The organism is Burkholderia sp. LFS061 (genome assembly GCF_047978125.1).
GTDB lineage: Bacteria > Pseudomonadota > Gammaproteobacteria > Burkholderiales > Burkholderiaceae > Burkholderia > Burkholderia pyrrocinia_C.
Genome location: NZ_JBFPFS010000021.1, coordinates 47,361 through 73,420 on the forward strand (window position 1 = coordinate 47,361; position 26,060 = coordinate 73,420).

At 67.5% G+C, this 26,060-nt stretch carries 29 protein-coding genes and 1 riboswitch; of the genes, 14 read left to right on the forward strand and 15 right to left on the reverse strand.

Annotation, left to right across the window (positions count from 1 at the left end):
• Positions 1-5 precede the first annotated feature (5 nt).
• The 4 genes from ACNQQL_RS19495 (at position 6) to ACNQQL_RS19510 (ending at position 4,642) form a co-directional block, all read left to right on the forward strand.
• Positions 6-1,004: a 2-hydroxyacid dehydrogenase gene (locus ACNQQL_RS19495; RefSeq protein ID WP_072436220.1), complete on the forward strand. Its 999-nt coding sequence runs from the start codon at positions 6-8 to the stop codon at positions 1,002-1,004.
• Positions 1,005-1,185: 181 nt separating this feature from the next.
• Positions 1,186-1,977 carry a 5,6-dimethylbenzimidazole synthase gene (bluB, locus tag ACNQQL_RS19500; protein ID WP_347065147.1) on the forward strand — a complete coding sequence of 264 codons (792 nt, stop codon included), beginning with the start codon at positions 1,186-1,188 and terminating at the stop codon, positions 1,975-1,977.
• Between the two features lie 243 nt (positions 1,978-2,220).
• Positions 2,221-3,390, forward strand: coding sequence for an MFS transporter (locus tag ACNQQL_RS19505; RefSeq protein WP_072436222.1), 1,170 nt, complete (start codon positions 2,221-2,223; stop codon positions 3,388-3,390).
• A 91-nt stretch (positions 3,391-3,481) separates the two neighbouring features.
• Positions 3,482-4,642 (forward strand): MFS transporter, encoded by a 1,161-nt coding sequence (locus ACNQQL_RS19510; RefSeq protein ID WP_347065148.1) that lies wholly within the window; start codon positions 3,482-3,484, stop codon positions 4,640-4,642.
• A gap of 91 nt (positions 4,643-4,733) precedes the next feature.
• On the opposite strand, the gene fahA is transcribed toward ACNQQL_RS19510, so the two are convergent.
• The 5 genes from fahA to ACNQQL_RS19535 are packed head-to-tail and all read right to left on the reverse strand — an operon-like array spanning position 4,734 to position 10,675.
• Positions 4,734-6,038 carry a fumarylacetoacetase gene (gene fahA / locus ACNQQL_RS19515; protein WP_347065149.1) on the reverse strand — a complete coding sequence of 435 codons (1,305 nt, stop codon included), beginning with the start codon at positions 6,036-6,038 and terminating at the stop codon, positions 4,734-4,736.
• A complete protein-coding gene (gene hmgA, locus ACNQQL_RS19520) occupies positions 6,035-7,369 on the reverse strand; it encodes a homogentisate 1,2-dioxygenase (protein ID WP_072436225.1) in 1,335 nt (444 codons plus the stop codon). The genes fahA and hmgA overlap by 4 nt, the downstream gene beginning before the upstream one ends.
• A gap of 15 nt (positions 7,370-7,384) precedes the next feature.
• Complete coding sequence (locus ACNQQL_RS19525; protein ID WP_347065150.1) at positions 7,385-8,746, reverse strand: MFS transporter; 1,362 nt, start codon at positions 8,744-8,746, stop codon at positions 7,385-7,387.
• Positions 8,743-8,973, reverse strand: a complete 231-nt coding sequence (locus tag ACNQQL_RS19530; protein ID WP_072436227.1) for a DUF2783 domain-containing protein — start codon at positions 8,971-8,973, stop codon at positions 8,743-8,745. Before ACNQQL_RS19530 ends, ACNQQL_RS19525 begins: the two co-directional genes overlap by 4 nt.
• Positions 8,974-9,013: 40 nt before the next feature.
• Positions 9,014-10,675, reverse strand: coding sequence for an FAD-dependent oxidoreductase (locus tag ACNQQL_RS19535; RefSeq protein WP_347065151.1), 1,662 nt, complete (start codon positions 10,673-10,675; stop codon positions 9,014-9,016).
• A gap of 352 nt (positions 10,676-11,027) precedes the next feature.
• Here ACNQQL_RS19535 and ACNQQL_RS19540 point away from each other — a divergent pair, with 352 nt between their 5' ends.
• Complete coding sequence (locus ACNQQL_RS19540; RefSeq protein ID WP_072436229.1) at positions 11,028-11,831, forward strand: EAL domain-containing protein; 804 nt, start codon at positions 11,028-11,030, stop codon at positions 11,829-11,831.
• Between the two features lie 141 nt (positions 11,832-11,972).
• Here the strand turns inward: ACNQQL_RS19540 and ACNQQL_RS19545 are convergent, their stop codons facing one another.
• A complete protein-coding gene (locus tag ACNQQL_RS19545) occupies positions 11,973-12,383 on the reverse strand; it encodes a GFA family protein (protein WP_347065152.1) in 411 nt (136 codons plus the stop codon).
• A gap of 149 nt (positions 12,384-12,532) precedes the next feature.
• Positions 12,533-13,324 carry an IclR family transcriptional regulator gene (locus ACNQQL_RS19550; protein WP_072436231.1) on the reverse strand — a complete coding sequence of 264 codons (792 nt, stop codon included), beginning with the start codon at positions 13,322-13,324 and terminating at the stop codon, positions 12,533-12,535.
• 161 nt (positions 13,325-13,485) lie between these two features.
• Between ACNQQL_RS19550 and ACNQQL_RS19555 the strand changes: the two genes are divergently transcribed.
• Positions 13,486-14,673 (forward strand): acyl-CoA dehydrogenase, encoded by a 1,188-nt coding sequence (locus tag ACNQQL_RS19555; RefSeq protein ID WP_347065153.1) that lies wholly within the window; start codon positions 13,486-13,488, stop codon positions 14,671-14,673.
• 150 nt (positions 14,674-14,823) lie between these two features.
• Here ACNQQL_RS19555 and ACNQQL_RS19560 read toward each other — a convergent pair whose 3' ends face one another.
• Entirely contained in the window at positions 14,824-15,462 is a 639-nt protein-coding gene (locus tag ACNQQL_RS19560; protein ID WP_034182833.1) for a peroxiredoxin, read from the reverse strand.
• Between the two features lie 317 nt (positions 15,463-15,779).
• On the opposite strand from ACNQQL_RS19560, the gene ACNQQL_RS19565 reads away from it, so the two are divergent.
• The 3 genes from ACNQQL_RS19565 to ACNQQL_RS19575 all read left to right on the forward strand — a co-directional run bounded on the left by ACNQQL_RS19565 (position 15,780) and on the right by ACNQQL_RS19575 (position 17,082).
• On the forward strand, positions 15,780-16,082 hold the full coding sequence (locus ACNQQL_RS19565) for a DUF883 family protein (protein ID WP_026044969.1): 303 nt from the start codon (positions 15,780-15,782) through the stop codon (positions 16,080-16,082).
• Positions 16,083-16,205: 123 nt separating this feature from the next.
• Positions 16,206-16,595 carry a phage holin family protein gene (locus ACNQQL_RS19570; protein ID WP_034182832.1) on the forward strand — a complete coding sequence of 130 codons (390 nt, stop codon included), beginning with the start codon at positions 16,206-16,208 and terminating at the stop codon, positions 16,593-16,595.
• Positions 16,596-16,638: 43 nt separating this feature from the next.
• Positions 16,639-17,082 (forward strand): DUF3318 domain-containing protein, encoded by a 444-nt coding sequence (locus tag ACNQQL_RS19575; RefSeq protein WP_072436234.1) that lies wholly within the window; start codon positions 16,639-16,641, stop codon positions 17,080-17,082.
• Positions 17,083-17,136: 54 nt separating this feature from the next.
• Here ACNQQL_RS19575 and ACNQQL_RS19580 read toward each other — a convergent pair whose 3' ends face one another.
• The 7 genes from ACNQQL_RS19580 to glyA all read right to left on the reverse strand — a co-directional run bounded on the left by ACNQQL_RS19580 (position 17,137) and on the right by glyA (position 21,925).
• Positions 17,137-17,583: a type IV pilin protein gene (locus tag ACNQQL_RS19580; RefSeq protein WP_072436235.1), complete on the reverse strand. Its 447-nt coding sequence runs from the start codon at positions 17,581-17,583 to the stop codon at positions 17,137-17,139.
• Entirely contained in the window at positions 17,580-18,053 is a 474-nt protein-coding gene (locus ACNQQL_RS19585) for a hypothetical protein (RefSeq protein WP_416392658.1), read from the reverse strand. The genes ACNQQL_RS19580 and ACNQQL_RS19585 overlap by 4 nt, the downstream gene beginning before the upstream one ends.
• A 191-nt stretch (positions 18,054-18,244) precedes the next feature.
• The gene (locus ACNQQL_RS19590) at positions 18,245-19,078 is read right to left on the reverse strand and encodes a PilW family protein (RefSeq protein WP_347065154.1); all 834 of its coding nucleotides are present in this window, start codon (positions 19,076-19,078) and stop codon (positions 18,245-18,247) included.
• Positions 19,068-19,469: a type IV pilus modification PilV family protein gene (locus ACNQQL_RS19595; protein WP_416392660.1), complete on the reverse strand. Its 402-nt coding sequence runs from the start codon at positions 19,467-19,469 to the stop codon at positions 19,068-19,070. The genes ACNQQL_RS19590 and ACNQQL_RS19595 overlap by 11 nt, the downstream gene beginning before the upstream one ends.
• 5 nt (positions 19,470-19,474) lie before the next feature.
• Positions 19,475-20,038, reverse strand: a complete 564-nt coding sequence (locus ACNQQL_RS19600) for a GspH/FimT family pseudopilin (protein ID WP_347065156.1) — start codon at positions 20,036-20,038, stop codon at positions 19,475-19,477.
• A 153-nt stretch (positions 20,039-20,191) separates the two neighbouring features.
• On the reverse strand, positions 20,192-20,671 hold the full coding sequence (nrdR, locus tag ACNQQL_RS19605; RefSeq protein WP_006476792.1) for a transcriptional regulator NrdR: 480 nt from the start codon (positions 20,669-20,671) through the stop codon (positions 20,192-20,194).
• Positions 20,672-20,677: 6 nt separating this feature from the next.
• Positions 20,678-21,925, reverse strand: a complete 1,248-nt coding sequence (gene glyA / locus ACNQQL_RS19610) for a serine hydroxymethyltransferase (RefSeq protein WP_347065157.1) — start codon at positions 21,923-21,925, stop codon at positions 20,678-20,680.
• 137 nt (positions 21,926-22,062) lie between these two features.
• Positions 22,063-22,163, reverse strand: a riboswitch (ZMP/ZTP riboswitch).
• A 180-nt stretch (positions 22,164-22,343) separates the two neighbouring features.
• Between glyA and ACNQQL_RS19615 the strand changes: the two genes are divergently transcribed.
• The 5 genes from ACNQQL_RS19615 (at position 22,344) to tolA (ending at position 25,997) form a co-directional block, all read left to right on the forward strand.
• Positions 22,344-23,090: an SDR family NAD(P)-dependent oxidoreductase gene (locus ACNQQL_RS19615; protein ID WP_347065158.1), complete on the forward strand. Its 747-nt coding sequence runs from the start codon at positions 22,344-22,346 to the stop codon at positions 23,088-23,090.
• Positions 23,091-23,197: 107 nt separating this feature from the next.
• Positions 23,198-23,683, forward strand: coding sequence for a tol-pal system-associated acyl-CoA thioesterase (gene ybgC, locus ACNQQL_RS19620; RefSeq protein WP_072436240.1), 486 nt, complete (start codon positions 23,198-23,200; stop codon positions 23,681-23,683).
• Positions 23,684-23,813: 130 nt separating this feature from the next.
• Complete coding sequence (tolQ, locus tag ACNQQL_RS19625) at positions 23,814-24,491, forward strand: protein TolQ (RefSeq protein WP_034182824.1); 678 nt, start codon at positions 23,814-23,816, stop codon at positions 24,489-24,491.
• Positions 24,492-24,501: 10 nt separating this feature from the next.
• Complete coding sequence (gene tolR / locus ACNQQL_RS19630; protein ID WP_072436241.1) at positions 24,502-24,951, forward strand: protein TolR; 450 nt, start codon at positions 24,502-24,504, stop codon at positions 24,949-24,951.
• Positions 24,948-25,997 carry a cell envelope integrity protein TolA gene (gene tolA / locus ACNQQL_RS19635; RefSeq protein WP_347065159.1) on the forward strand — a complete coding sequence of 350 codons (1,050 nt, stop codon included), beginning with the start codon at positions 24,948-24,950 and terminating at the stop codon, positions 25,995-25,997. The genes tolR and tolA overlap by 4 nt, the downstream gene beginning before the upstream one ends.
• Positions 25,998-26,060: the final 63 nt, after the last annotated feature.

The window sequence follows — 26,060 nt, forward strand, 5'->3', positions numbered from 1 at the left end:
GCAGCGTGCGCGTGATCCTGTTCAGCAGCCGGCAGTACGACGACGATTCGTTTACCGCCGCCAACCGGCAGTTCGGCTATCGGCTGCACTTCCAGCCGTCGCACCTCGACGCGGAAACCGCGATCCTCGCGCACGGCTATGACGTCGTCTGCCCGTTCGTCAACGACACCGTCGACGCAGCCGTGCTCGAACGGCTGGCGGACGGCGGCACGCGCCTGATCGCGCTGCGCTCGGCGGGCTTCAACCACGTCGACCTGGCGGCCGCCGAGCGGCTCGGCATCGCGGTCGTGCGCGTACCCGCGTATTCGCCGCACGCGGTCGCCGAGCATGCGGTCGCGTTGATCCTCGCGCTCAACCGCCGCCTGCCGCGCGCCGTCGCGCGCACCCGCGAAGGCGACTTCTCGCTGAACGGCCTGCTCGGCTTCGACCTGCACGGCAAGACGGTCGGCGTGATCGGCACCGGCATCATCGGCAGCGTGTTCGCGAAGATCATGATGGGCTTCGGGATGCACGTGCTCGCGCACTCGGTGCCGCCGTACAACGACGAGCTGATCGCGTTCGGTGCGCGCTATGTCGAGCTCGACGCGTTGCTGCACCAGGCCGACATCGTCAGCCTGCACTGTCCGCTTCTGCCGTCGACGCACCATCTGATCAACGAACAGACGCTCGCGCGGATGAAGCACGGCGCGATGCTGATCAACACCGGCCGCGGCGGCCTCGTCGATGCGCAGGCGCTGATCGACGCGCTCAAGAGCGGCCAGCTCGGCCATCTCGGGCTCGACGTGTACGAGGAGGAAAGCGGGCTCTTCTTCGAGGATCACTCCGACCTGCCGCTGCAGGACGACGTGCTCGCGCGCCTGCTGACGTTCCCGAACGTGATCGTCACGTCGCACCAGGCATTCTTCACGCGCGAGGCGTTGGCGGAGATCGCGCACACCACATTGCTGAACATCGAGGCGTGGCATGCCGGCACGCCGCAGAACCTCGTGACGGCAAATCGCTGAGAAATCGACGAAACCGGCTCATTTCATGGTTGCCGGCGACACCGCAATCGTTTGCTTTTGATCAACGCTGAAAACACGATCTTTTACATCAACAATCCCGCATTTTGTTTCGACTGATGTAACGCGGCCCGCGCGCGGTCTGCTATCGTTGCGCCGACGTCATCCCCTGCTTTTGCCGCTCATGCGTTTCGACGACTCCGACATCGCCGCCGTCTACCGCGCCATTTTCGAACGGCGCGACATGCGCCATTTCACGCCGGCGCCCATCGATCCACCGGTGCTCGCGCGCTTGCTGCGCGCGGCGCACCACGCGCCGAGCGTCGGCTTCATGCAGCCGTGGCGCTTCATCCGCATCACCGATCCCGCGCTGCGCACCGCGATCCACGCGCTGGTCGAGGCCGAGCGCCGCGCGACCGCCGACGCGCTCGGCGAGCGCCAGGACGAATTCATGCGGCTGAAGGTCGAAGGCGTGCGCGAATGCGGCGAGCTGCTGGTCGTCGCGCTCGCCGACGGCCGCGAACACCACGTGTTCGGCCGCCGCACGCTGCCGGAGATGGATCTCGCGTCCGCCGCGTGCGCGATCCAGAACATGTGGCTCGCCGCGCGCGCGGAAGGGCTCGGGATGGGCTGGGTGTCGCTGTTCGACGTCGATGCGCTGCGCACGCTGCTGCGGATGCCCGCCGGCGCGAAGCCGATCGCCGTGCTGTGCGTCGGGCACGTCGACGCGTTCTATGCAAAGCCGATGCTCGAGCAGGAGCGCTGGGCCGCGCGAATGCCGATCGAAGCATGCCTGTTCGAGAACGGCTGGGACGATCCGGCCTCGATCGACGCCGCCGGATCGCCTGCATCGCGTGCATCGCCTGCGGACACGAACGCCGAACCGGACGCAAGCGTGCCACGCACACCGGACACCATCGCCGAACCGGCTCGATCCGCCGCACCCTCCGACGGGTCGCCCGAACGCATCGCCTGAAGCGCGGCCCGGTAGCCGCCACCGCTCCGACCCCGGCACGGTCACATGCCGCAGACAAACCACCGCAAAATCCCACATTGTGAGCTTCCCGCCCGCTACCCCGTCGCACGCCGGCAACATCCGTTTTGGCCCCAAGCATAAGGGTTTTCACTGAAGTAGAATCGCGCTGTCGTTCGCCTTCCCGCCGCCCGCCCCGCGCATCCTGCGCCCACCCGAGCAGCGGCTTTTCCCGAGCCTACCGCGATGCCCTTGCCTCTTTTCGCCCTCGCCGTCGCCGCATTTGGAATCGGTACCACCGAATTCGTGATCATGGGGCTGCTGCCCAACGTCGCGCGCGACCTCGGCGTGTCGATTCCGGCCGCCGGGATGCTCGTGTCGGGCTATGCGCTCGGCGTGACGATCGGCGCGCCGATCCTCGCGATCGTCACCGCGAAGATGCCGCGCAAGCGCGCGCTGATGGGTCTGATCGGGCTGTTCATCGCCGGTAACCTGTTCTGCGCGATCGCACCGGGCTATGCGGTGCTGATGGCCGCGCGCGTCGTCACCGCGTTCTGCCACGGCGCGTTCTTCGGGATCGGCTCGGTGGTCGCGAGCAACCTCGTCGCGCCGAACCGCCGCGCGCAGGCGATCGCGCTGATGTTCACGGGCCTCACGCTCGCGAACGTGCTCGGCGTGCCGCTCGGCACCGCGCTCGGCCAGGCGTTCGGCTGGCGCGCGACGTTCTGGGCCGTCACCGGCATCGGCATCGCCGCGGCCGCCGCGCTCGCGGTCTGCCTGCCGAAGAACCTCGCGATGCCCGATACCAGCATCACCCGCGAATTCAGCGTGCTGAAGCACCCGCAGGTGCTGATGGTGCTCGGCATCAGCGTGCTCGCGTCCGCGAGCCTGTTCAGCGTGTTCACGTACATCACGCCGATCCTCGAGGACGTGACCGGCTTCTCGCCGCGTCAGGTCACCTATGTGCTGCTGCTGTTCGGCCTCGGGCTGACGGTCGGCGGCACGCTCGGCGGCAGGCTCGCCGACTGGCGCCGGATGCCGTCGCTGATCGCGACGCTCGCGCTGATCGGCCTCGTCCTCGCGCTGTTCGCGGGCACGATGCATTTGCCGTTCGCCGCGCTCGCGACGATCTTCGTGTGGGGCATCCTCGCGTTCGCGATCGTGCCGCCGCTGCAGATCCTGATCGTCGATCGCGCGAGCGACGCGCCGAACCTCGCATCGACGCTGAACCAGGGCGCGTTCAACCTCGGCAATGCGACGGGCGCGTGGCTCGGCGGAATGGCGATCGGCTCCGGCGTGTCGCTCGTGAACCTGCCGTGGGTCGGCGTCGCGATGGCCGTCGCGGCGCTGGCGCTCACGCTGTGGTCGGCGTCGCTCGAACGCCGCCCGCTGGCCGCGCCGACCGAATACGTGTAACGCGCCGACGCGCATTCGTTGCGCGCGCAACGCATTCGATCCTGACGGCCTTCATGGACCTTTCAAGGTCCGCGGTGTAGCATCCCGGCCGATGAAAGCCATTCTCAATCGTGATTTCCTCGCGCTCATTTTGAGCGTCGCGGTCGTCGGCCTCGGGACCGGCGCCACGCTGCCGCTCACCGCGCTCGCACTGACCGAAGCCGGACACGGCACCAACGTCGTCGGCATGCTGACGGCCGCGCAGGCGCTCGGCGGCCTCGCGATCGTTCCGTTCGTCACCGCGCTCGCGCGGCACATCGGCTCGCGCCGCGCGATCGTCGTGTCGGTCGTGCTGCTCGCGGCAGCCACCGCGCTGATGCAGTTCACGTCGAACCTGATCCTGTGGGGCGTGCTGCGCGTGCTGTGCGGCGCCGCGCTGATGCTGCTGTTCACGATCGGCGAGGCGTGGGTCAACCAGCTCGCCGACGATTCGACGCGCGGCCGCGTCGTCGCGATCTACGCGACCAATTTCACGCTGTTCCAGATGGCGGGCCCCGTGCTCGTCAGCCAGATCGCGGGCGCGACGAGCATCCGCTTCGCACTGTGCGGCGCGCTGTTCCTGCTCGCGCTGCCGACGCTCGCGACGATCCGGCGCGCGCCGCTCGCGGGCGACGACGCGCATCACGAAGCGCACGGTCGCTGGCTCGACGTGCTGCCGCGCATGCCCGCGCTGATCATCGGCACCGGGTTCTTCGCGCTGTTCGATACGCTCGCGCTGTCGCTGCTGCCGCTCTATGCGATGGATCACGGCGTCGCGAGCGCGACCGCCGTGCTGCTCGCGTCGATCATGCTGTTCGGCGATACCGCGATGCAGTTCCCGATCGGCTGGCTCGCGGACAAGCTCGGCCGCGAACGCGTGCACCTCGGCGCGGGCTGGATCGTGCTGGCCGGCCTGCCGCTGCTGCCGCTCGTGATCGCGAACCCGTGGCTGTGCTGGCCGCTGCTGTTCGTGCTCGGCGCGGCGGCCGGCAGCATCTACACGCTGTCGCTCGTCGCATGCGGCGAACGCTTCCGCGGCGCGGCGCTCGTCACCGCGAGCTCGCTCGTGTCGGCGTCGTGGAGCGCCGCGAGCTTCGGCGGCCCGCTCGTCGCGGGCGCACTGATGGAACAACTGGGCAGCAACGCGCTGGTCGGCGTGCTGGTCGTCTGCGTCGCGGCGTTCGTCGGGGCCGCGCTATGGGAGCGCCGCGCCGCGTTGCAACGCGCGGTCTGACACGCACGCGCCGCCACACAATGACGACGGCCCGCATGATGCGGGCCGCCCGGTACTGCCGTACTACGTGCCGCGTCTTGCGCGTAACGCGTTACGCGCTCCGCGCCGGCATGATCTTGCCCGCGCAGGTGCCGAAGCCGACGCGATAGCCGTCGCCCTGGCACCATCCGGCGAGCGTCAGCTCGTCGCCGTCCTCGATGAATGCGCGGCTGCCGCCGCCGTCCAGCGCAACCGGCTCCTTGCCGTTCCACGTCAGTTCGAGCAGGCTGCCGAACGAATCCTTCGTCGGCCCGCTGATCGTGCCCGAGCCCATCAGGTCGCCGACCCGCGTGTTGCAGCCCGCGACCGTGTGATGTGCGAGCTGCTGCGCCATCGTCCAGTACATGTGCTTGAAGTTCGTGCGGCAGATCGACGTCGCTTCCGCTGCTCCCTCGGCACGCAGCGTCACTTCCAGCGCGATGTCGAACGCATGCTTGCCCGCGTGCCGCAGATACGCGAGCGGCTGCGGCGACTGCTCCGGCTGCGCGGTGCGGAACGGTTCGAGCGCGTCGAGCGTGACGATCCACGGCGAGATCGTCGTCGCGAACGTCTTCGCGTTGAACGGGCCAAGCGGCACGTATTCCCACTGCTGGATGTCGCGCGCGCTCCAGTCGTTCAGCAGCACCATCCCGAAGATATGCGCTTCCGCATCCTCGCACGCGATCGGCTCGCCGAGCGCGTTGCCCTTGCCGACGATGAAGCCCGTCTCCAGCTCGATGTCGAGCTTGCGGCACGCGCCGAACACCGGGCGCTCCTGGTCGGGCAGCTTCAGTTGCCCGTTCGGGCGCCGCACCGGCGTGCCGCTCACGACCACCGACGACGCGCGGCCGTTGTAGCCGATCGGCATCTCCGACCAGTTCGGCAGCAGCGCATTCTTCGGATCGCGGAACATCGAGCCGACGTTGGTCGCGTGCTCCTTCGACGAATAGAAATCGGTGTAGCCGGGGATCTCGACCGGCAGATGCAGCGTCGCGTCGCGCTGCGCGACGAGCACCTGCGCGCGCAGCGCCGCATCGTCACGCAGCCGCGCGTTGTCGCGCGAGAACAGGTCCGACAGTTGCACGCGCACGCTGCGCCATGCATCGCGGCCGAGCGCGATGAACGCATTGAGCGTCGGCGCGGCGAACGCGTCGGCGCCGACCGGCAGCGTCACGAGGCCCGCGCGCGCAAGCGCCGCGAGATCGACGATCTGGTCGCCGAGCGCGACGCCCGCACGGCGCGCCGCCTGCTTCGCATCGCTGAAAATCCCGAACGGCAGGTTCTGGATCGGGAAATCGCAGGCGGGATCGTTCGCCGTATCGACCCAGCTCTTGCGGGCCGGGTCGAGCGTCGCGCGCCAGTCTTGGGTGTCGCTCATCTTTGCTCCGGGTTGAAGTGTTTCCTGATGCCTTGCCAGCATTCGAAGTAGTCGGCCTGCAACTGCGCGGTGTCGAGCGCATAGCGCGTCGGCCGGATCAGCGTGCGGGTCTCGAACATGAACGCCATCGTCGCGTCGACCTTGTGCGGCTTCGTCGTGTCGCTCGCGGACGCCTTCTCGAACGTGTCCGCGTCGGGCCCGTGGCCCGACATGCAGTTGTGCAGGCTCGCGCCGCCCGGCACGAAGCCTTCCGCCTTCGCGTCGTACGCGCCGTGCACGAGCCCCATGAACTCGCTCGCGACGTTGCGGTGGAACCAAGGCGGGCGGAACGTATCCTCGGCCGCGAGCCAGCGCGGCGGGAAGATCACGAAGTCGATCGTGTCGACGCCCGGCGTATCGCTCTGCGACTGCAGCACGAGGAAGATCGACGGATCGGGATGGTCGTAGCTGATCGAGCCGATCGTGTTGAACAGGCGCAGGTCGTATTTGTACGGCGCGTAGTTGCCGTGCCACGCGACGACGTCGAGCGGCGAATGGCCGATGTCCGCGCGCCATAGTCGGCCGTTCAGCTTCGCGATCAGCTCGAACGCGCCTTCGCGATCCTCGTACGCGGCCTGCGGCGTCAGGAAGTCGCGCGGGTTCGCGAGACCGTTCGAGCCGATCGGGCCGAGATCCGGCAGGCGCAGCTGCGCACCGAAGTTTTCGCAGATGTAGCCGCGCGCGTCGCCGTCCGGCAGCGCGACGGAAAAACGCACGCCGCGCGGGATCACCGCGATCTCGAACGGCTCGACGTCAAGCCGGCCGAATTCGGTCGCGATGAACAACCGCCCCTGCTGCGGCACGATCAGCAGTTCGCCGTCCGCGCTGTAGAAGAAGCGGTCCTGCATCGAGCGGTTCGCCGCGTACAGGTGGATCGCGCAGCCGTTCATCGCGGCCGCCGAGCCGTTGCCGGCCATCGTCACCAACCCGTCGACGAAATCGGTCGGCTCGACCGGCATCGGCAGCGGATCCCAGCGCAGCTGGTTCGGCGGCGTCGGCGGCACGTCGGCCGAGTCGCCGAATTCCGACACGAGCCGCTGCGGGCCCGCGTATGGCTCGAACGGCCGGTGCACGGCGGCCGGGCGGATGCGGTACAGCCACGAGCGGCGGTTGTGGCCGCGCGGCGCGGTAAACGCGGTGCCCGACAGCTGCTCCGCATACAGCCCGTACGGCGCGCGCTGCGGCGAGTTGCGGCCGTGCGGCAGCGCGCCGGGCAGCGCCTCGGTCGCGAATTCGTTCGCGAAACCGCTCAGGTAGCCGGCGGTCGCCGGTTTCGACAGGTCAAGCGTCATCGTTTCCTTTCTCCATCAATTCATCGCGACATTCGGCGCCTGCGCGCCGTTTCGCCGCGTTACGCCCGCCAGGCCAAGAACGAACAGCGCCGAACACAGCACGGGCACCGCGGCCGCGTGGAACAGCGCGCCGTTCGACCAGTTCAGCGCAATCAGTTGTCCGCCGACGAGCGGCCCGAGCACCGAGCCGATCCGGCCGATGCCGAGGCTCCAGCCGATGCCCGTGGAGCGCAGCGACGTCGGGTAATACTGGCCCGCGAGCGCGTTCACGGCCGGCTGCCCGCCGACCACGCAGAACCCGCCCGCGAACACGACGACCAGCAGCCACGGCAGCGCATGCGCGACCGAGCCGATCAGCCCCACCGACACGGCCGCGCACGCGAAGCAGGCGAACAGCACGCGCACGAAGCCGTAGCGTTCGATGAACCAGCCGAGCGACAGCGTGCCGATCACGCCGCCCGTCTGCAGCACCGTGCCGACGATCACCGCCGTGCCCGGCGAATAACCCGCGTCGCGCATCACGGTCGGCAGCCAGTTCGACAGGAAGTACAGATCGATCAGGTTCATGAAGCTGATCGCCCACAGCAGCAGCGTGACCGGCAGGCGGCCGTGGCTGAACAGCTCGGCCACCGGCGCGCCGGTCGCGGCCCGCTCGCGTACGACGAGGCGCGTGTCCGCATCGATGCCGGCCTGCGGCGCGAAGCGCGCGAGCCAGTCGCGCGCCTGCCCGACGCGCCCTTTCAGCACCAGGAACTGCAGCGACTCGGGCAGCCGCGCGACCATCGCGATCGTAAGCACGAGCGGCACCGCGCCGCCGACGAAGAACACCGAACGCCAGCCGAGCGCCGGAATCAGCGCGGCGCTGATGAAGCCGCCGATCGCAGCGCCAAGCGTGAAGCCGCACGACACCATCATCATCCGCTTCACGCGATGCGCGGCCGGACTGAACTCGCCGACCAGCGCCATCGCGTTCGGCATGATGCAGCCGAGGCCGAGGCCCGTGACGAAGCGCAGCGCCATCAGCACGGGAATCGAGCTTGCGAACGGCGTCGCGAGCATCGTCACCGCGAAGAACAGCGTCGAGCCGATCAGCACCGGGCGCCGCCCGATCCGGTCGGCCAGCACCGACAGCCCGAGCGCACCGAGCAGCATCCCGAACAGGCTCGCGCTGAACACCGGGCCGAGCGCCTGCTTCGGCACGCCCCATTCGGCGATCACGCTCGGCGCGACGTAGCCCATCGCCTGCGCATCGAAACCGTCGATCACGAGGCACAACCCGCACAACACGAGCAGCATCCAGTGAAAGCCCGGGCGATGGGTCTCGTCGATCACGCGCTCGACTTCGAGCACGCGCGCGTCGGCCGGCGCCGCGCTCATTGCGCCACCTCGGCGGCCGGATGCACGGGCGGCGTCACGCCCTGGCGCGCGAGCGCCATCGCTTCGCGCAGCACGTCGATGTCGCCGATCTGGTTCGCGAGCAGCAGGATCAGCTTCGCGTTGACGAGCTGGCTGTCGGCGTCGGACAGGTCGCGATGCATGTCGATCAGCGCTTCGTAAAACGCGTCCGGATCGGCCAGGCGCGGGCGGGTGTCGAGTGAGGGCATGACGGGGTCTCCGGTGTCTTTATCGTGTCCAATGCGGTATTCAGCGTGCGCAGGTCGCGCGCGCCAGTGCGTCGGCAAGCGCCTGACGGTCGAGCGTGCGCATGCGTGCGCAGACATGCTGGTCGGGACGCAGCAGGTAGAACGTGCCGGGCTTCGCGTCATAGCGTTGCGCGGCGAAACCGTCGACGTCCTCCACGACGTCGATGCCGGCCACCGGCTGCGCGTGCCCGGCGGGCACGACGAGCACCGGCCGCACCGGCAGCGCGAGGCCGTCGACGGCCTGCGCGAGCGCGGCCGCGTCGCCCGGCAACCCGAACAGCACGCCGGTGAAGCCGCCGCGCAAGTGCTGCAGCAGCCAGCCCGCCGCACCCTGCACACGCACCGGCGCATCGGCCGCCGCCGCGCCCGGTCGCATCGCGCATGCGAATGCGTCGCCGCCGCGGTCCGGCGTGTTCAGCGGCGAATCGGCCAGCACGGCCGGCACCGACAGGCGGCCGCTGTTCACGAGCTTGCGCGCGAATTCGCAATCGCGCGCAAGCTTCAGCGTCGCGTCGCGGAACACGCGCGACACCGGGCTTTTCGGCGTGATGAAATCGGTCGAGCGCGTCGAGTTGCGAATGTTCTCGTCGGCCGCGAACTCGCGTTCGCTCGCGTACGTATCGAGCAGGCGGTCGGCCGAGCGGCCGTCGAGCACGAGCTTCAGCTTCCACGCGAGGTTGTCCGCATCCTGCACGCCGCTGTTCGCGCCGCGCGCGCCGAACGGCGACACGCCGTGCGCGGAATCACCCGCGAACAGCACGCGGCCGTGACGAAACGACTCCATCCGCTGGCAGCGGAACGTGTAGACGCTCACCCATTCGAGCTCGAACTCGGCGTCCGGCCCGAGCAGCGCGCGCACGCGCGGGATCACGCGCTCCGACTGCTTCTCGGCGACGGGATCGGCGTCCCAGCCGAGCTGGAAGTCGATGCGCCATACGTTGTCGGGCTGGCGGTGCAGCAGCACCGACTGGTTCGGGTGGAACGGCGGATCGAACCAGAACCAGCGCTCGGTCGGAAACTCCGCCTTCATCTTCACGTCGGCGATCAGGAAGCGGTCCTTGAACGTACGGCCGTGGCTTTCGAGGCCCATCATCGTGCGCATCGGGCTGCGCGAGCCGTCGGCCGCGATCACGTATTGCGCACGCAGCGTCGCGGCGCCGTCCGGCGTCTCGATCGTCAGCACCGCATGCTCGGCCGACTGCTCGACGCCCGTCACCTTGTGCTTCCAGCGGATGTCGATGTTCGGCAGCTCGAACGCGCGATCGGCCAGATAGCCTTCGACGTAGTACTGCTGCAGGTTGATGAACGCGGGGCGTGCATGCCCTTCCTCGGGCAGCAGGTCGAATGCGTAAAGCTGTTCGTCCTGCAGGAACACCTTGCCGACGTGCCAGCTCACGCCCTTGTCGACGAAGCGCTCGCCGCAGCCGAGCCGGTCGAAGATCTCGAGCGTGCGCTTCGCGAAGCAGATCGCGCGCGAGCCGGTGGACAGCGTGTCGTCGTCGTCGAGCAGCACGACAGGCACACCCTGCTGCGCGAGGTCGATCGCGGCCGACAGGCCCACCGGGCCCGCGCCGACGACGATCACCGGGTGAACGGCCGCGTCATGCGCGCGCGGACGGTACTCGAACTTCAGCGTCTGGTAATCGATGCTCATGGTCGCCATCCGCGCCTCAACCCTGCCGTGCGCGCGCCGGCGCGCCCGTCATTCCGCCCGTCACCTGCCGGCGCTCCCGCCCGCCTTTCCTGTCAACCGCCACGTCTCGCTCCTTGCTTCCCGTTGATTCGCGAACGGCGCCGTCGAGCGGCGCCCGAATGCCGCATTTCTTGATCGGCGACAAATCCTGGATTTACGAATAGTAAAACCAATTACGAATAGTGAAATAAACGTAAACCCTAGCCGCCGGTTCGAGGACGGGATAACCATATGAGCGAAACGCCGAGCCGAGCGTGGCGCGCGCTGCTAATATCGAGATACGAGGCGGCCCGTTCGGCCGCCGTTTTTCCTTCTTACGCCGATGATTCCGCCCACCATTCCCGAGCTGGTCGCCCGTGCCGGGCAACTGCCGTATCTGCGGGATCACCTCGCGCTTGCCGAAGGCGGCACCGCGAGCGCGAATCTGCCCGAGCGCACGCTCGGCAGCGCCTACGAACCGATCTACGACGTGACGATGCCCGGCGCGCCGCAATCGACGTCGTTCACCGACGCGATCGAGCGCTACGGCGACGAACTCGGCTTCCAGGCTGTCACGGTCGTCACGGGCGCCGCGCACGATCCGGTCGACTCGGCCGTCGACGACCAGACACTCGTCGCGATCGACCGCCTGTCGCGCGCGCTGCACGCGATCAACTTCTTCGGCGCGCAGCGCCACGGGCTGCTGTTCCTGCGCGTGCACGAACGGCTGCTCAAGAGCGTGAAGTACGACCACGGCAAGCATTTCTCGTCGGTGCTGCAGCGCTTCGGGCTGCCGACCGAGCGGATCGTGATCGAGCTGCCAGCGGTCGCGGTCGCGCACAAGACCTTCCTCGGCTACCTGACGCGCAGCTACCAGCATCACGGCTTCAAGGTCGCGGACAAGCTGCCCGATCCGGGCCGCATCCTCGCGGTCGAATCGGAGATGGCGCGGCCCGACTACATCAAGATGGATGCGGGCATCGCGTTGCGCGACGGGATGGTCAAGGCGCTCGTCGCGTATGCGCAGCGCGTGCGGATTCCGCTGATCTTCGACGGCGTCGTCGACGAGACGCAGTGCGAGCTGCTGCGCCAGCACGACGTGCGGTTCATGCAGGGGCCCGCGTTCGCGAAGGTCGTGACGGCCTGAACGGATGGGGCGGCAGGCGCGCGCGGAGAGCCGCGCGCCGCATGCCGGATGCGGGTGTCGTGCTGCTGCGGGATGGGACGATCGGGTCGCCTGGCGCGACCCGCTGCCCGACGCCTGCCCGTCGGTGCCGATGGTTACCGCTTACGCTCGTCCGCCATCGTCGTACTTGGGCAGATCGTCGTCGATCTCGATGCCCGGGAAACGATCCCCATACCAGACGTGCCACGCCGGACGCAGCCGCGACGGCTCGTCGAGCGTCGCATAATTGATTTCGACCGTTTTCGGCGCGTCGCCAAGCCGGTATTCGAGCTGCGCGCCGCAACGGCCGCAGAAGCGCCGCTCGCCCCACGCGCTCGACGCGTAGACGGTCGGCTCGCCCTGCAGGTATTCGAACGCGTCGATCGGCACCGATGCCGATGCGACGACCGCCGCGCCGGTCGTGCGCTGACAGAGCCGGCAGTGGCAGAAGCCGGCGTCGGTCGGAACGTGGGCGATACGGTAGCGGATCGCGCCGCACGCGCATCCGCCTTCCATCGTTTCTGGGTGGAACATCGCGAACCTCGTCGTCGGGAAGCCGGCGAACGATGATGAGCGCGGTTCGACCGCAGCACAAGAGACGGCGGCAGCGCCGTCATCGGCTCTCACCGACACCGGAGACGAAACCGCTGCGGCGCGACGGCGATAGCCGCGCGCCGCGTTGCTCACGCCGTCTGCCCGAGCCGCTGCGCGAGCGCCTTCAGCTTCGGCCCGACCTGCGTACGGAACACGTCCTCGTCCATCGACGATGCGGGGCCGCTGCAGCTCAGGATCAGCCAGCGTCCCTCGCGCGGCTCGCGAAACGGCACGGCCGCCGCGTTCACGTCCATATGCCATGCACGGAACGAATAGCAGCAACCGCCCGCCGAGAACTCGGCCACCGCATGCTGTGCGGCGGCGACGAGCGCATCGGCGTCGGCCGCGCCGCCGGCCGCGCGATGCAGTTCCGCATAAAGCGCGCGGCGCACGTCCTCCGGCTGCACGGCCAGGTACGCGCGCCCCATCGAACTCGTCAGCATCGACAGCCGCGAACCGGGCGCGAGCCCGAGCGTCAGCGCGGTCTCGCTGCGGATCGTCTCCAGATAGATCATGTCGAGCCCGTCGCGGCAGCCGAGCGATACGGCCGCGCCGATCTCGCGCGCGAGCGCCTGCATGTGCGGCCGCGCGAGGTCGATCGTCCCCGAGCCCGACAGCAGCGCGTAGCCGAGCGACAGCACGCCGGCGTCGAGCGCATACTTTCCGAGCGTCTCGTCGTAGCGCAGATAGCCGAGCACGGTCAGCGTATAGGCGAGCCGGTTCACGGTCGCCTTCGGCAGCCCCGTGCGCTCCGCGAAGTCGCGGTTGCCGAGCATCGTCTCGCCGGGCCGGAATGCGCGCAGCAGGTCGAGCCCGCGCGCGAGCGCGACGACGAACTTGCGTTCGTCGATCGTGGTTTCGTCGATGGTTGAAAGTGTCATCTGGTGCTACACTGGGTTCGATTTGCAAAACATTGTTCCGCACAGCGGAACTTCAGTCAAGCGATCATTTGGCATGAGCCCGATCAAACCGGGGACGACCGCAAAGCATGGGGTCTGCGCAAGCGCTGAAGCGCTAACGCGGACCGACAGGAGATGAGACGATGAGTGCTGCAACTTTTCATTGGGACGATCCGCTGCTGCTCGACCAGCAACTGACCGAGGAAGAGCGGATGGTGCGCGACGCCGCGCAGGCTTACGCGCAGGACAAGCTCGCGCCGCGCGTCACCGAAGCGTTCCGCCACGAACGCACCGACGCAGCCATCTTCCGCGAGATGGGCGAAGTCGGCCTGCTCGGGCCGACGATTCCGGAGGAATACGGCGGCCCCGGCCTCAATTACGTGAGCTACGGGCTGATCGCGCGCGAAGTCGAGCGCGTCGATTCGGGCTACCGGTCGATGATGTCCGTGCAGTCGTCGCTCGTGATGGTGCCGATTCACGAATTCGGCTCGGACGCTCAGAAGCAGAAATACCTGCCGAAGCTCGCGACCGGCGAATGGATCGGCTGCTTCGGGCTGACCGAGCCGAACCACGGCTCCGATCCGGGCAGCATGGTCACGCGCGCGAAGAAGGTGCCCGGCGGCTACTCGCTGTCCGGCGCGAAGATGTGGATCACGAATTCGCCGATCGCCGACGTGTTCGTCGTGTGGGCGAAGCTCGAAGAGAACGGCAAGGACGCGATCCGCGGCTTCATCCTCGAGAAGGGCTGGAAAGGCCTGTCCGCGCCCGCGATCCACGGCAAGGTCGGGCTGCGCGCGTCGATCACCGGCGAGATCGTCCTCGACGAGGTGTTCGTACCAGAAGAGAACCTGATGCCGAACGTGAGCGGCCTGCGCGGCCCGTTCACATGCCTGAACTCGGCGCGCTTCGGGATCGCATGGGGCGCGCTCGGCGCCGCCGAATCGTGCTGGCACACCGCGCGCCAGTACGTGCTCGACCGCCAGCAGTTCGGCCGGCCGCTCGCCGCGAACCAGTTGATCCAGAAGAAACTCGCCGACATGCAGACCGAAATCACGCTCGGCCTGCAAGGCGTGCTGCGCCTCGGCCGGATGAAGGACGAAGGCACGGCGGCCGTCGAGATCACGTCGATCATGAAGCGCAATTCGTGCGGCAAGTCGCTCGACATCGCGCGGCTCGCGCGCGACATGCTCGGCGGCAACGGCATCTCCGACGAATTCGGCGTCGCGCGCCACCTCGTGAACCTCGAAGTGGTCAACACGTACGAAGGCACGCACGACATCCATGCGCTGATCCTCGGCCGCGCGCAGACAGGCATCCAGGCATTCTTCTGATCGTCCGGATGCGGCGCGCCCGGCAGCGATGCAGCGTACGCGCAAAAAGATACGGCCCGCCCGGCATGACTGCCGGGCGGGCCGTTTTTCATCCGATATCGGATCCGCGGACCGGGCCGCCGGCCCGGTACCGCGTTCACGCGCCGATGCTTACTTGTTCGGCTGCGGCGTGAGGCGCAGATACGGACGCACCGCGTTGAAGCCCTTCGGGAACCGCTTCTTCAGCTCTTCCGGATCCTGCAGCGACGGCACGATCACGACGTCGTCACCATCCTTCCAGTTGCCGGGCGTCGCGACCTTGTAGTTGTCGGTCAGTTGCAGCGAGTCGATCACGCGCAGCACTTCGTCGAAGTTGCGGCCCGTGCTGGCCGGATAGGTGATGGTGAGCCGCACCTTCTTGTTCGGGTCGATCACGAACAGCGAGCGCACCGTCAGCGTTTCGTTCGCGTTCGGATGGATCATGTCGTACAACTGCGAAACCTTGCGGTCCGCATCGGCGATGATCGGAAAGCCGACGACCGTCGACTGCGTTTCATTGATGTCGTTGATCCAGCCCTTGTGCGATTCGACGCCGTCGACCGACAGCGCGATCACCTTCACGTTGCGTTTCTCGAATTCGCCCTTCAGTTTCGAGGTCAGTCCGAGTTCCGTCGTGCACACCGGCGTGTAGTCGGCCGGGTGGGAGAACAGGACGCCCCAGCTGTCGCCGAGCCACTCGTGAAACTTGATGGGCCCCAGGCTCGATTCCTGCTCGAAATCCGGTGCGATGTCGCCAAGACGCAGACTCATGATGTTCCCTCCTCGAACGATGCTGGTTGAAACCGCGCGCCGTATGGCGCGGGACAGTCCATCAGCTTACGGGAAGCAATGGGCCGTGCGAACGATTATTCCGTTTGATATTCATACTTTTTTGTCATTTTTACGCGGTGTTGCGGCAAGACGGCCGGCCACGTGGGAAACTTTTCAGCGGTTTGCCGCCCTGCTGATAATTACAAATCGTTTACCATGCGGTCTTGCACTGCCGCCGTACGTCTTCCCGGCTCGCCAGCAGGCAGGCGTTTCGCTACGATGTGAACCTGCAGCATGACAGCACGAAGGGAGTTGCAATGTCGGAAATCAACAAGGAGAAACTGATGTCGGATATCAAAACCGTTCTCGCGGACGCCGAAGACCTGCTCAAGCAAGCCGCCAGCAGCACGGGCGACCGTGCGGCCGAGTTGCGCGAGAAAGCCATGTCGCGCCTGAAGCAGGCCAAGGACAAGGCCGCCGACGTCCAGGTCGTGGTCGTCGAGAAAGGCAAGAAGGCCGCTCGCGCGACCGACGATTACGTGCACGAGCATCCGTGGACGTCGATCGGCGTTGCAGCCGGCGTCGGCGTACTGATCGGTCTGCTGATCAACCGCAAGTAACGCGCGCTGCGCCGTTCCGCCCCGTGGGCCGCGTCGCGCGGCCCGCGGGCGTCGAAGCCGACCGGCGGTTGCCGCCGGCCGGCTTTGTCCTAGCTGCTCACTGCACGCGCAAGCACCTCACCCATGACGACAGACACCACCTCGCAGCCATCCGGCCAAGGACCGCTGCGCCGCCTCGTCGGCTCCGCGATCGGGCTTCTGCAAACGCGCCTCGAACTGGTGGGCATCGAGCTTGCCGAAGAGAAGGAACGCCTGATGGGCGTGCTGTTCCTCGGGCTCGCCGCAATGATGCTCGCGACGATGGCGCTCATGAGCCTGACCGTGCTCGTCGCGATCGCGTTCTGGGATACCTATCGCTGGCAATCGCTCGCAGCGATCACCGCGCTGTATGCCGCAGGCGGCATCGTGTGCGCGCTGAAAGCGCGCTCGGGCCTGCGCGATGCGCCGACCGTGTTCGAGGCGACGCTCGCCGAACTCGATAAAGACCGCGAACTGTTCCGCGGCAAGCCGTGAACGCAGTCGTGTTCCCCCTTCCCACCTACTTCGCCGACGCGCCATGAGCCAGAACGTCACGGGCAATGCACACCGCCCCCATTCGTCGCGATCGAACTGGAGCGCGTCGCAGCATCGCGCGCTCCGCAAGGAATTGCTGATCCTGCGATCCGAAGTCGAGCGGCTCGAACTCGCGGCGGCCGCCGGCGAAATGCGCCAGGCCGTCACGCGCTTCAGCTGGCTCAAGGTATTCATCCCCGGCCTTTCCGGCAGCAAGTTCAGCCAGTCCGCAAAAAACCTGAACGCGAGCCTCGGCCACCTCGTCAACCAGTATCCGATGCTGAGTTCGCTCGCATCGCTCGTGCTGGCGAAACCCGTTCGCTCGCTGCTGCGCGCGAGCGCGGGCCCCGCGCTGAAGTGGGGCACGCTCGGCTTCGCCGCATGGGAGGTCTACCGGATCTGGAAGCAGTCGCGCGACGAGCGCGAGCTCGACGCACACGACGACTGATACTCGGCGACCTGCGCGCACGGCCATGCGCCGTTGCGCGCCCTTCGTGCGAATTCAACGCACGCCCCAGCAAGCAGCGCCCTGTTCGTCGGCACCATCCCGTCGCGCATTGCCCTTCGTCCCGTCCGAACGCAGCGTGAAGGCGCCGCACGCATCGTCGTGCATCGGGCCCGTGTCGAGCGGGCTTGCTTCCAGCTCGTAGGTTACCGGCGAGTCGTCGCCGTCCGGCCGCCTGAGCGCCAATCGATAAACGGCCCGCCCGTCCGGCGGTGCCTGCGCGAGCGCGTCCGGCAATGCCGGCGGCGGTGCGCCGTCCAGCGTTTCGAGATATTGGGCTGCCCGATACAGCGCGGACACCGCCGACGCGCGGTGAACGCGCACGACATGCTCGCGATACGACGGGATGCCCCATCCGGCCAGCACCGCGACGATCGCGAGCACGATCATCAGCTCGAGCAGCGTGAATCCCGCCGATCGGTACACGGACGCGCGACCGTTCATCGAAGCCCCACCGCGACGCGCCGCCAGCGCAGCGCGACGATGCGTCCGTCACGTATTGCGACCTGGTGTTGCAGCCAGACGGCACTCGACACGTGCGCGCCGACGCCACGCGCGGTAACGACGTAAGCGCGGCCACCGGCCGGCCCTGCTCCGCGCCACGCCTCGATCAGGCATCGCGGCGGCTGTGCGGCCATCGGCCATCCGGCGAACGGCGCGAACGCTTCGGCGGCCGCCATCGCCGGCATGCGCCGCCACGCGTCGGGCTCCGTGTGCGATTCGCCGTCGTTCACGTAGGGCGCCGCGCCGCGAAGCAATCGCGCGGTACACGCCGCAAGCGCGGCATCGGCCGCACGGAATGCGATCAACCGATCCGACAACGCACGCGTGCGGCGCGATTCCGTCAGCGCGGCTTCGAACCATGTGCCTGTCAGTGCTGCAACGGCGGCACCAACCGCGATCACTGCGGGCAATGCAAGGCCCGCGTCGCGACGCCAATCGCGACCGGCTGACCGGAAACGTATGCGCGGCTCGCGCCGGTTCGTTGCCACGGCTCTCGTGCGCACGCCCTGCCGCAGTTCGTCACCGTTCGCCACAATGTGCCCGGGCAGGTTGCCTGCCGCAACACATCGCGATATCTCCCGCGCGTACCTTCCTGCTTCGCTCATCGCAACACCTCGCGTGCGTGCGTTGCGTCGCGCAACGTATCGTCGAATGCGATCGCTGCATTCCTCAACGCGACGACACGATGCAGCGTCAAACGTGCACGGCCGTCCTGTGCAACCGCAGCTCGACCGTCGCAGTCGACGTGGCGGGCCGGCTCGCGCATCGGTTCGCCGCGCGCCCGCACGCAGACATGCACGGCCACGACATTGCGCCAGTCGTCGACACGCATCGCATCGGCATCGACGAACTGCATGCCGCCGCGACGAAGATAGCGCGCACGCAACTGATCGATGCCCGACACGACCGGCTGTGGCGTGCCTGGACGGCCGTTTCCTTCGCAGTACAGTTCGGGCTCGCCGGTCGACGGACTGACGTGCGCATCGAAGCGGTTCTCCACCGGTGCCCGTTCGCCGGACACGCCGACACCCTGCCCGAGACAATCCGACACCTGGCCGCTCGCCGTCGGCCACGTCGACACGGCATCGCCGACATATCGGATCAGCAGTGCGTCCGACGAAGCGCTCGCAGGCTCGCACCGTACCTGCGCACCGTCGCCGCGCACGCGCGCCATCGAACAGCCGAATACCGGCGGCAACGATGACGCGCGTTCTGCATCGAGCGGCCGGAATCCTGCCATCTGGAGCTGCTCGCCGATCAGCATCAGCGCGGTGCCGGCTGCATCGCGCATCCGGAACCCGTCTTCCGCGCGCCGCTGCGCAACGCGCTGCGCGTGGTACAGCGCACCGGCCGCCGCGAGCACGAGGAGGCCGATGGTCATCGCGATCAGCACTTCGAGCAGCGTATGCGCACGCATGCGGCGATCAGCGTTCATCTGCACCAGCCTCCCGAAACGGAATCCGGACGCAAGACGGCGGCTGCGCCGACGCACCTGCAACTTCGCATCGCGGCGAAACCGCGGCATTGCCGCCTCTCCAGCCGACAATCGCGTACCGGACGCCGGCCGGCCCGTCGTCGAGCGTCATCGCACCGCCGGGCAACGATGCAGCCACCAGCGCCGCGAGACCGTCGTCGGCTCCTGCGCCGGCGCGCGGGCGCTCGATACGCGCATCGGCCAGCCACAGCGCGCGTTCACGCCAGATCGTCGCCCGCTGCGTGCGCGCCATCGCGAGCTGGCTGCCGGCCACCGCCAGCATCACGGTCGCGAGCAGCGCGACGGCCAGCATCGCCTCGATCAGCGACGTGCCGTGCATTGCGTTGCGCATGGTCATCACCCCGCGTCGCAACGGCCGGCGACAACGCGCGCGCGGCCGCCCGCCGCAATCCGCACGCAACGCGAAGCGCGTGCGTCGTCGGCTCCGGACGGGTCGCGGCGCGGACGCAATTCGAAACGCCGGATTCCGCCGATCGCCTGGCCTACCGGCGGCGCGAAAGCCAGATCATGCGCGGCGCCCGCGACGGCCACTTCGGCATCGCGCGGATAGCGCCGCAGCACGCGCGACTGCCCGTCGAATTGCCCGCTGACGAGCCAGTCGCACGACCATTCGGCCGGATCGCACCGCTCGCCGGCACGCAGGCAAACACCGTCGCTCCCGGCCCGGCACAGCGTGACGCGCACGCCGAGACGCGTCGCCTCGGTACGCGCAAACGACAGCGCCCCGAGCAACGCAAGCGAGCGCGCATCCACGCGTTCGCGCATGCGCCACTGCTCGAACGCGGGTGCCGCATAGAGTGCAAGCCCGGCCGCCAGCGCGATAACGACCATCAGTTCGACGAGCGTGAACCCGCCCGAGCGTCGCACCACGCTTTTCAAGGATGGATAACGCAGTCCCATCGCAGTCGTCCTCCGCCAAGATGATGCGACGACTGTAGCGACACGTGCGGACGCACGCCATTTGCCGAACGGCTGACTGGCGACATGCGATCGCGACCGACACAATCGGCGCGAACTGAACCAACGGAGAGGATGATGAACGGACGCAGCGCGTCAGCGCTTACGCGGGGTCTTGGCGGGAGAGGCGCGACGGAACTCTTCGATCACGTCGGCAAATTCAGAAACGTCCTCGAACCGGCGATACACCGATGCGAAGCGGACATAGGCAATCGTATCGAGGCCGCGCAACTCGTTCATCACGAGTTCGCCGAGCTTCTCGCTACGCACTTCACGCTCGCCTGTCGCGAGCAGTTGATATTCGATGCGGGCGACCGCCGCATCGATCGCGTCGGCGGCAACCGGCCGCTTGCGCAGCGCGAGTTGCATGCTGGCGACGATCTTGCGGCGGTCGAATTCCGTGCGGCTGCCGTCCTTCTTCACGACGAACGGCAGGGACAGCTCGACCCGCTCGTACGTCGTGAAGCGCTTGTCGCAAGCCGAGCAGCGACGGCGCCGCCGAATCGCGGCGCCATCTTCGGACACGCGCGAATCAACGACCTGCGTGTCGTCATGCCGGCAGAACGGGCAGCGCATCGTCGATCAGCGATAGACCGGGAAACGCTTGGTCAGCTCGGCGACCTGCGCACGCACGCGCTCGATCGTCGCTGCATCTTCCGGGTTCTCCAGCACGTCGGCGATCAGGTTGCCCACCTGCTCCGCTTCCGCCGGCCCGAAGCCGCGCGTCGTCATCGCCGGCGAACCCAGGCGCACGCCACTCGTCACGAACGGCTTTTCCGGGTCGTTCGGGATCGCGTTCTTGTTCACCGTGATGTGCGCCGCGCCGAGCGCCGCTTCCGCTGCCTTGCCCGTGATGTTCTTCGCACGCAGGTCGACCAGCATCACGTGGCTTTCCGTACGGCCCGACACGATCCGCAGCCCGCGCTTCACCAGCGTTTCAGCCAGCACGCGCGCGTTCTCGACCACCTTTTCCTGGTACGCCTTGAACTCCGGCGACAGCGCTTCCTTGAACGCCACCGCCTTCGCCGCGATCACGTGCATCAGCGGGCCGCCCTGGATGCCCGGGAAGATCGCCGAGTTGATCGGCTTCTCGTACTCGGACTTCATCAGGATCACGCCGCCGCGCGGGCCGCGCAGGCTCTTGTGCGTCGTCGTCGTCACGAAATCGGCGTGCGGCACCGGGTTCGGGTACACGCCGGCCGCGATCAGGCCCGCGTAGTGCGCCATGTCGACCATCAGGTACGCGCCCACCGACTTCGCGATCTTCGCCAGGCGTTCGAAATCGATCTTCAGCGAGAACGCCGACGCGCCCGCGATGATCAGCTTCGGCTTGTGTTCCTGCGCGAGCTTCTCGGCCGCTTCGTAGTCGATGTCTTCGTTCTCGTTCAGGCCGTAGCTCACCACGTTGAACCACTTGCCCGACATGTTCACCGGCGAGCCGTGCGTCAGGTGGCCGCCGTGCGCGAGGCTCATGCCCATGATCGTGTCGCCCGGCTTGAGCATCGCGAAGAACACGCCCTGGTTCGCCTGCGAACCCGAGTTCGGCTGCACGTTCGCCGCTTCCGCGCCGAACAGCTGCTTCACGCGGTCGATCGCCAGCTGCTCGACCACGTCGACGTACTCGCAGCCGCCGTAGTAGCGCTTGCCCGGATAACCTTCCGCGTACTTGTTCGTGAGCTGCGAGCCCTGCGCGGCCATCACGGCCGGGCTCGTGTAGTTTTCCGACGCGATCAGCTCGATGTGATCTTCCTGGCGGCGGTTTTCCTGCTCGATCGCTGCAAAGACTTCGGGATCGACGTTCGCGATGGTGCTTTGGGCTCTGTCAAACATACGGTTTCCGTTAAGTGTGTACAGGTTGACCGGGGTGGCCGAGTACGGTGCGCTGCTGGCGGGACCAGCTCGACGTGGCGGAAGAATCCGGATGACGCGAGGCAGGACAGCCACCGGCGATGCACGCGACGGCGCACAACGGCTGCCCAGGCGAACGGCAAAAACGGCGCCCCGCGCTTCACGGTGGGATGCTCCACCTTGAACCCGAAGGGTTCTATCGCCAGTCACGCAGGGGTGATGAGCGCGTTAGTGTATTGGATGCGTCATGAATAGGCAACCGCACGGCAGCGCGCCGGGAGCAATTGGGGCCAGACTCTACGCGCCCGTGCCGAAACGCTTTGCCGCCTTGCCGCGGTGCGGCAATCTCAGTAGGCTTGCGGGATATCACCCGCTACTTTGTTATCGACCAGGAGCAGCAATGATCGTGTTCGTCACAGGCGCGTCCGCCGGCTTCGGCGCCGCCATCGCCCGTGCCTTCGTCAAAGGAGGCCATCGCGTCGTCGCGACCGCGCGTCGCAAGGATCGTCTCGACGCGCTCGCCGCCGAGCTCGGCGATGCCCTTCTGCCGCTCGAACTCGACGTGCGCGACCGCGCGGCCGTCGAAGCCGCGCCGGGCGCCCTTCCCGCCGAATTCGCGGCGCTCGACGTGCTCGTCAACAACGCCGGCCTCGCGCTTGGCGTCGAGCCGGCCCACAAGGCCAGCCTCGACGAATGGCAGACCATGATCGACACGAACTGCTCGGGCCTGGTGACCGTCACGCACGCGCTGCTGCCCGGCATGATCGAGCGCGGCCGCGGCCATATCTTCAATCTCGGTTCGGTTGCCGGAACCTATCCGTATCCGGGCGGGAACGTATACGGCGCAACCAAGGCTTTTGTCCGACAATTCAGCCTGAACCTGCGCGCCGACCTGATCGGCACGCCGTTGCGCGTGACCGACATCGAGCCGGGCCTGTGCGGCGGCACGGAATTCTCGAACGTCCGCTTCCGCGGCGACGACGCGAAGGCGGCGAACGTGTACCAGAACGTCCAGCCGCTCACGTCCGAGGACATCGCCGACACGATCTACTGGATCGCGACGCGCCCGGCACACGTGAACATCAACACGATCGAGATGATGCCGGTCGCCCAGGCACCGGCCGGCCTCACGATCCATCGCGGCTGACCCATCGCGCGCAGCCGCGGCCGGCCTCCGGCCGGCCCGCGGTGTGCCGCGTCGTACTACATTCCGTTACGAAACGGTTACGAATCCGGTTCCTGCGTTCCGGTAGAATGCGCGCCATGACTCAGCCTACCCGCTCCCCGGAAGGGCGTTCCGGCTTTACCTGGCCGGTGCGCGTGTACTACGAGGATACCGATGCAGGCGGCATCGTCTTCTATGCCAACTACCTGAAGTTCTTCGAGCGCGCCCGCACCGAGTGGCTTCGCGCATGCGGCATCGACCAGCGTCGGCTCGCCGACGATACCGGCGCGATCTTCATCGTCCGCAGCACGTCGCTCGACTACCGCGCACCGGCGCGACTCGACGACACGCTGGCGATCACGAGCCGGCCCGGACGCATCGGCCGCGCATCGGTGGAATTCACGCAGGAAGCCTGGTGTGGCGACACGCTGCTCGTGGCCGGACATATCCGCCTCGGCTGCGTCGACCGTAACGGTATCCGGCCCGCGGCCATCCCGCCGGCCGTGCTCGACGCGCTGCAACGCGGGCCCGTCATCGACGCCGGGCAGACTGTATTGTCAACGAAGCTCGCATGAGCGCCGTTTAGACAAAGCCTATGAACTTGCCTTCCTGATTCGATACTAAGCAAGGTTCGGCGCCAGGCTTGGCCGGCGCGCCGCGCCGCACGCATACCGGGCGCCCCGAAGGGACGTTACTCAAACCTCTATGAACACTTCTCAAGACCTGTCGATCATTTCCCTCGTCCTCAACGCGAGCGTGCTGGCCCAGGCCGTGATGGGGCTGCTGCTGCTGCTGTCGCTGATGTCGTGGACCTTCATCTTCCGCAAGTGGTTTGCGATCCGCCGCGCACGCGCGCAGACCGAACGCTTCGAGAGGGATTTCTGGTCGGGCGGCGACCTGCAGGCGCTGTACCAGAGTGCGGCCAACAACCGCCACACGATCGGCGCGCTCGAGCGGATCTTCGAATCGGGTATGCGCGAATTCCTGAAGGCGAAGGAAAAGCGCCTCAGCGATCCGGGCCTCGTGCTCGACGGTGCACGCCGCGCGATGCGCGCGTCGTTCCAGCGTGAAATGGACGTGCTCGAAGCGAACCTCGCGTTCCTCGCATCGGTCGGTTCGGTCAGCCCGTACATCGGCCTGTTCGGCACGGTCTGGGGGATCATGAACTCCTTCCGCGGCCTCGCGAACGTGCAGCAGGCCACGCTCGCGAACGTCGCGCCGGGCATCGCCGAGGCGCTCGTCGCCACCGCGATCGGCCTGTTCGCCGCGATTCCGGCGGTGGTCGCGTACAACCGCTACGCGCACGACATCGACCGCCTCGCGATCCGCTTCGAGACCTTCATCGAAGAGTTCTCGAACATCCTGCAGCGTCAGGCCCAGTAAGGAGCTCGCCATGGCAGGAAGTCCCATCCGATCCAGCATGCGCGGCGGCCGCTCGCGCCGCGCAATGGCCGACATCAACGTCGTGCCGTACATCGACGTGATGCTGGTGCTGCTCGTGATCTTCATGGTCACCGCACCGCTCGTCGCCCCGTCGATCATCAACCTGCCGACCGTCGGCAATGCCGCGCCGCAGGAGCAGACGCCGCCCGTCGTCGTCAACATCAAGGCCGACCGCACGATGAGCGTCAAGTACAAGGGCGACTCGGGCGCGACCCGGGAAGACACGATGACGAAGGCCGAGCTCGACAGCTTCATCTCGGCCCGTCAGGCCGATCATCCCGACCAGCCGGTCGTGATCGCGGCCGACAAGACCGTGCAGTACGATGCGGTCATGACCGTGATGTCGGATCTGAAGGCGCGCGGCGTCAAGCGCGTCGGCCTCCTCGTCAAATCGCAATGAACCGGCAGCAATCACTGCGCAGCACCGGCTATCCGCCTCGGCCACCTCGCGAGCGCGGCACCTGGCGTGCATTCGCGCTCGCCGCGCTGATGCACGTGCTGCTCGCGCTGTTTCTCTATCACGGCGTGCAGTGGCAGAACAGCACGCCGGCCGGCGCCGAAGCCGAGCTGTGGACCGAAGTGCCCGACGTCGCCGCGCCGCGGCCTGTCGTGACGCCGCCCGCGAAGGTCGCGCCGCCCCCTCCCCCGGTGCGTGACGAACAGGCCGACATCGCGCTGCAGCAGAAGAAGCGGCAGCAGGAAGCAGCCACGCGCGAAGCGCTGCTCGAGCAGCAGCGCCGCGCGCAGCAACTGAAGGCCCAGCAGGAAGAGGACGCCCGGCGCGCGCAACTTGCGGCGCAGCAGGCTGCCGCGCTCGCCGCGCAGAAGGCCGCGGAACGCGACAGGCAGAAGCAGGCCGACAAGCTCAAGCAACAGCAGCTCGCCGAGCAGCAGAAGCTCGAACAGCAGAAACTCCAGCAGCAAAAGCAGGCGCAGCTCGAAGCGCAGCAAGCGGCGAAGGCGAAGTCCGACGCGGCCGCGAAGGCGAAGGCGGAAGCCCAGGCCAAGGCGAAGGCCGAAGCCACGGCGCGCGCAAAGGCCGATGCGGCGGCGAAGGCGAAGCTCGACCGCGAACGCAGCGCGCGTCTTGCGCAGATGCAGGGCCTGTCCGGTGCCGGCGAAGGCGGCGGCGAAGGCCTCGCGAAGAGCGGCACGGGCACGGGCTCCGGCGGCAATGCCGCATCGCCCGGCTATGCCGACAAGGTGCGCCGCCGCGTCAAGCCGAACATCGTTTGGGGCGGCGAGCGAGCAGGCCTGACCACCGTCGTCAAGATTCGGTGCACGCCGTCCGGTGACGTATTGAGCGCATCGGTCTCCCGCTCCAGCGGGAATTCGGGGTGGGATCAAGCCGTGGTCAATGCGATCCAGGCATCGGTCCCGTTGCCGCCCGATTCTAACGGTCGTACCCCGTCGGACATTACGATTACCTTCAAGGCGGCGGAGTGAAAGGAAATACGCTTACACTCCGGGCGTCGCTGTCGGACGGGAACGAATCGGGTATTTTTACTG